Here is a 3,823-nt window from a genome sequence, read left to right as displayed (position 1 = left end):
GGGTCAGCCGCTTGAGTCGGTTTTCCTCTCCGTGATCAATCACGGAGCTTCCAACCTTCCCAGGAGTTTTACGTGACAGGCGCGAAACCGTTTTCACCTGAGTAAGACTCAAGGGCTGATTAACCCATTAGCCCCAAGTTATATAGCACGGCAACCTTGAAAAGTCAAGTAAATTGAGCCCAAAACAACAAACTGTAACATTGAAATGACCCTGACTTTGCCCGCAACTGAAAGAAAACTCAATATCTGGCCCGGTCTGATTGAAGCATACCGGGACTATCTACCTGTTACCTCAGCCACCCCCGTTGTCACCCTGCAAGAAGGTAATACCCCCCTAATTCCAGTCCCCACCATTGCCGCCGAAATCGGAAAACAGGTGCAGGTGTATGTGAAATATGACGGATTGAACCCCACTGGGTCATTTAAAGACCGGGGGATGACTATGGCTATATCCAAAGCCAAAGAAGAGGGAGCCAAAGCCGTCATTTGTGCCAGTACAGGTAACACCTCAGCATCAGCGGCAGCCTATGCGCGTCGTGCCGGATTAAAAGCATTTGTCCTGATTCCATTGGGTTATGTAGCCCTGGGGAAACTAGCCCAAGCTCTCCTTTATGGTGCGGAAGTCTTAGCTATCGAAGGAAACTTTGACGAAGCCCTAACCATTGTGCGGGAGGTTTCCCGCCAATATCCTGTCACCCTAGTTAACTCGGTGAACCCCTATCGCTTGGAAGGACAAAAAACCGCCGCCTTTGAAGTGGTAGACGCTTTAGGTGATGCACCCGATTGGTTGTGTATCCCTGTGGGAAATGCCGGAAATATCACCGCCTACTGGATGGGATTTTGTCAGTATCATTCAGAAGGAAAATGCGATCGCCTCCCTAGGATGATGGGATTTCAAGCAGCCGGAGCCGCCCCCATAGTTAATGGTCACCCAGTCACCCATCCCGAAACTATCGCCACCGCCATTCGTATCGGCAACCCCGCCAGTTGGGATATGGCTATAGCAGCCCAATCAGCCAGCCAAGGCAGTTTTAGCGCCGTTACTGACGAAGAAATCCTCAACGCCTATCGCCTTATAGCCTCCCAAGAAGGCATCTTCTGTGAACCCGCCAGCGCCTCCTCCGTAGCTGGACTGCTGAAAGTCAAAGACCAAGTACCAGCAGGAGCCACTGTAGTTTGTGTCTTAACAGGTAATGGGTTAAAAGACCCCGACGTGGCTATCAAACACAGTAATAACCCCACTAAAGAGGGTATTGCTGCTAATTTGGACGCAGTAGCTAAAGCTATGGGATTTTAGCCAATGGGAGGGGGTTGCTCAACTCCAGTGCCACCCCCCCCTCCTGTAGCCGTACTGTAGCGCCGAGTTTCCCATACCGGACTATTAACTATTGGACTTTCCGGCATTTTGAGCCTTGGTGAGCAAGTCCATGGTATCCCCTAAAGCGGTAGTGAGACTGTTGCGGGTTTCTAGGTGATCGGCTTTCTCTTTCTCTAGGGCTGCCGTTATTTGGTAGACCTGTTCCCTAGCGCGATCGCGTTCTAGGGTAATCTGGATAATCTTATTTTTCAATTCCTCCACGGTTTCTAAGCCCTCAACCTCCCGCTCGGTTTGTACTCGCGTCAGAATCTCGTTTTTAGCAACCCCAAACTTATTCTGTAGTTGTTCAAGTTCTCGGCGCAGTTGAGCGATCGCATCTTGATGGCGGCGCACCTCTTCTCGGCGCTGCTGGGCTTCGGTATTATAACGCTCTCGCCACTGGTCGGCACTGGCTAAAGCCTGATCGCGATCGGATCGCAGTTGTCCTAACTGCTCTTGCAATCGCTTAATTTCATCCAACCATTGTCTAATATCCTGATTCATAACTCAACCTAAAAATCCATAAGCAACCGGAAACATTGAATCCCTGGGGAAGTTTAAACCATCAGTAACACCCTGTCTCTGTGTTAAACCTTCCACAACAGGTCATACTATAAAGTAGCCCTGGTTAAATTTCCCCCAACCCGCAAAATGCTACTCGCATTGCCCTGCCAATTTTTATATCACCTAAATAGGGCAATATTGCACTGTCGGTTCAAGCTGCCAAGTTTCAACCAGATAATAGACTGTGCTGCTGAAATGGTAGTTAACCTGTTATTAATCATCCTACACCTGCTATGGAAGCTGCTGTTAACCCTGCTACAGGGATTGAAAACCCTATGGATACTCAACCGTAAAGCATGGTATCTGGGGTTTGAGTGGGTAGCAGCCAAAACCGCCGATCTGCTGATTATCCTTTTCAAATGCCTATGGTGGCTAGGTCGTCAAATCAAAAAGCGCGTGGTGGATTTTGTTCTATTCTTTACCTACCTCAATTGGCAGACTATTCATAGTTTAGGAGTTCGTACTGTTCAACAACGGTTATACGGTTTGTCTGCCGAAATGGCTTATCACTCTACCTTAGCACTGGTTCCCGCTCTTTTTGCTCTGTTAGCCGCTATTAGTTCCAATCCATCTCTACAATCAACCCTATTGGAAATGGCGAATTTGTTAGGGGAAGTCGTACCAGAACAAGTGCAAAAATTGATTGGGGCAACTATGAGCCAATCGGGAAGAAGTCTTAGCCCTAGACTATTTTCGTTTAGTTTTATTATTTCTATTTGGCTGTTTTCTGGGGTGATTAGTTCCGCGATGGAAGCCCTTAATAGAATTCATCAAGTGCCACCAGACAAAATTAGACCTGTTTGGAAGTCAAAATTAATTGCGATCGCTTTGACTTTGGGTACATTATTGCTGTTGATTATGGCATCAGGGGCGGTCTTTATTAGTGATTTTTTGGTGGAAATTCTTGCCCGCAAAAGTTGCATCTTAGAAACAGTGGGTAATTGTCCCCTCGATAAAATTGATATGTGTTTAGCTCAAGAACCTGTCCAAGATTGTTTGCTTCAATCAACATTATTGGATACTTGGAATCGTCTACAATGGCCAATTACCCTCGGCATTGTCTCCACTAACTTTGCTCTGATATATCGCTATGGCCCTAGTTACCGAAAGCCTAAAACTCCCTTAATTCCTGGCTCAATTCTGGCCGCGATTTTTTGGGCTTTAATCTCTAATTTATTTCGCTGGTATGTTTACCAGTCTGAGTATTATAATGTTCTCTATGGTGCGCTCGGCACTTTTATTGTTCTGCTGTTATGGTTAAATATTAGTTCCCTAGTAGTGCTTCTGGGGGCGCAATTAAATTCCACAGTAGGAGATGAAATTCGTCGTAGAAAAACACAAGAGGATAGTAAAGGATAGTAACTGATGAGTTGGTTTAATAAAAATGCGGTATTAGTCCCTATCGATTTCTCTGAACTTTCTTTTGCCGCTTTATCCCCAGCCCGAGAGTTTGTCCCCCATATATCTCAACTCCATGTTATCCATATTTTGCCTAAATTACACCCCGCAGAACCTGGCTCTATGTGGCAATCAGTTAGTCCTCAGTCTCGACAACAACACGCAGAAGACGCTTTGAACAATGAGTTGATTAAAAGAGGATTTGATGGCGCAAAGGTCACGGTTTTAATTGGTACGCCTAGCCATGAAATTGTCGATTATGCTAAAGCTCAAAACATAGAGTTAATTGTTATGCCTACCCACGGCTATACTGGCGTTAAACGGGTGTTAATGGGGTCGGTCGCAGAACAAGTCGCTAGGTTGGCTGAATGTGCGGTTTTATTACTTCATGAAACCTAATACCATATCTACCACCCCTCGGTAATGCTGCGCTAGGGCTTCCATGGTGGGTCATCCCCAAATTATCGGGTTGGGATTCATATAACCTCTATGGTGCGTCATCCC

Annotated in this window: 4 protein-coding genes; 3 read left to right on the top strand and 1 reads right to left on the bottom strand. The window is 46.3% G+C overall.

Translation table 11 applies throughout. The annotated features are described in order from the left end of the window. Nucleotides 1-205 precede the first annotated feature (205 nt). A complete protein-coding gene (gene thrC / locus P5683_RS00795) occupies nucleotides 206-1,297 on the top strand; it encodes a threonine synthase (RefSeq protein ID WP_046318724.1) in 1,092 nt (363 codons plus the stop codon). A gap of 84 nt (nucleotides 1,298-1,381) precedes the next feature. Here thrC and P5683_RS00790 read toward each other — a convergent pair whose 3' ends face one another. Further along, nucleotides 1,382-1,861 carry a hypothetical protein gene (locus tag P5683_RS00790; protein WP_315638541.1) on the bottom strand — a complete coding sequence of 160 codons (480 nt, stop codon included), beginning with the start codon at nucleotides 1,859-1,861 and terminating at the stop codon, nucleotides 1,382-1,384. A gap of 255 nt (nucleotides 1,862-2,116) precedes the next feature. Between P5683_RS00790 and P5683_RS00785 the strand changes: the two genes are divergently transcribed. Both P5683_RS00785 and P5683_RS00780 read left to right on the top strand, forming a co-directional pair. Continuing rightward, nucleotides 2,117-3,280: a YihY/virulence factor BrkB family protein gene (locus P5683_RS00785; protein ID WP_006622994.1), complete on the top strand. Its 1,164-nt coding sequence runs from the start codon at nucleotides 2,117-2,119 to the stop codon at nucleotides 3,278-3,280. 6 nt (nucleotides 3,281-3,286) lie between these two features. Continuing rightward, a complete protein-coding gene (locus P5683_RS00780) occupies nucleotides 3,287-3,718 on the top strand; it encodes a universal stress protein (protein WP_006622993.1) in 432 nt (143 codons plus the stop codon). Nucleotides 3,719-3,823 lie beyond the last annotated feature (105 nt).

The sequence above is a fragment of the Limnospira sp. PMC 1279.21 genome (genome assembly GCF_032349615.1).
Taxonomy (GTDB): Bacteria; Cyanobacteriota; Cyanobacteriia; order Cyanobacteriales; family Microcoleaceae; genus Limnospira; species Limnospira fusiformis.
The sequence above is the reverse complement of the archived record's forward strand: the minus strand, read 5'-3'. Positions and strand labels throughout refer to the sequence as shown.

Bases quoted from the DNA above. Each gene is read 5' to 3' on its own strand.
- P5683_RS00780 (WP_006622993.1), top strand. From the start codon at position 3,287: ATGAGTTGGTTTAATAAAAATGCGGTATTAGTCCCTATCGATTTCTCT.
- P5683_RS00785 (WP_006622994.1), top strand. From the start codon at position 2,117: ATGGTAGTTAACCTGTTATTAATCATCCTACACCTGCTATGGAAGCTG.
- thrC (WP_046318724.1), top strand. From the start codon at position 206: ATGACCCTGACTTTGCCCGCAACTGAAAGAAAACTCAATATCTGGCCC.
- P5683_RS00790 (WP_315638541.1), bottom strand. From the start codon at position 1,861: ATGAATCAGGATATTAGACAATGGTTGGATGAAATTAAGCGATTGCAA.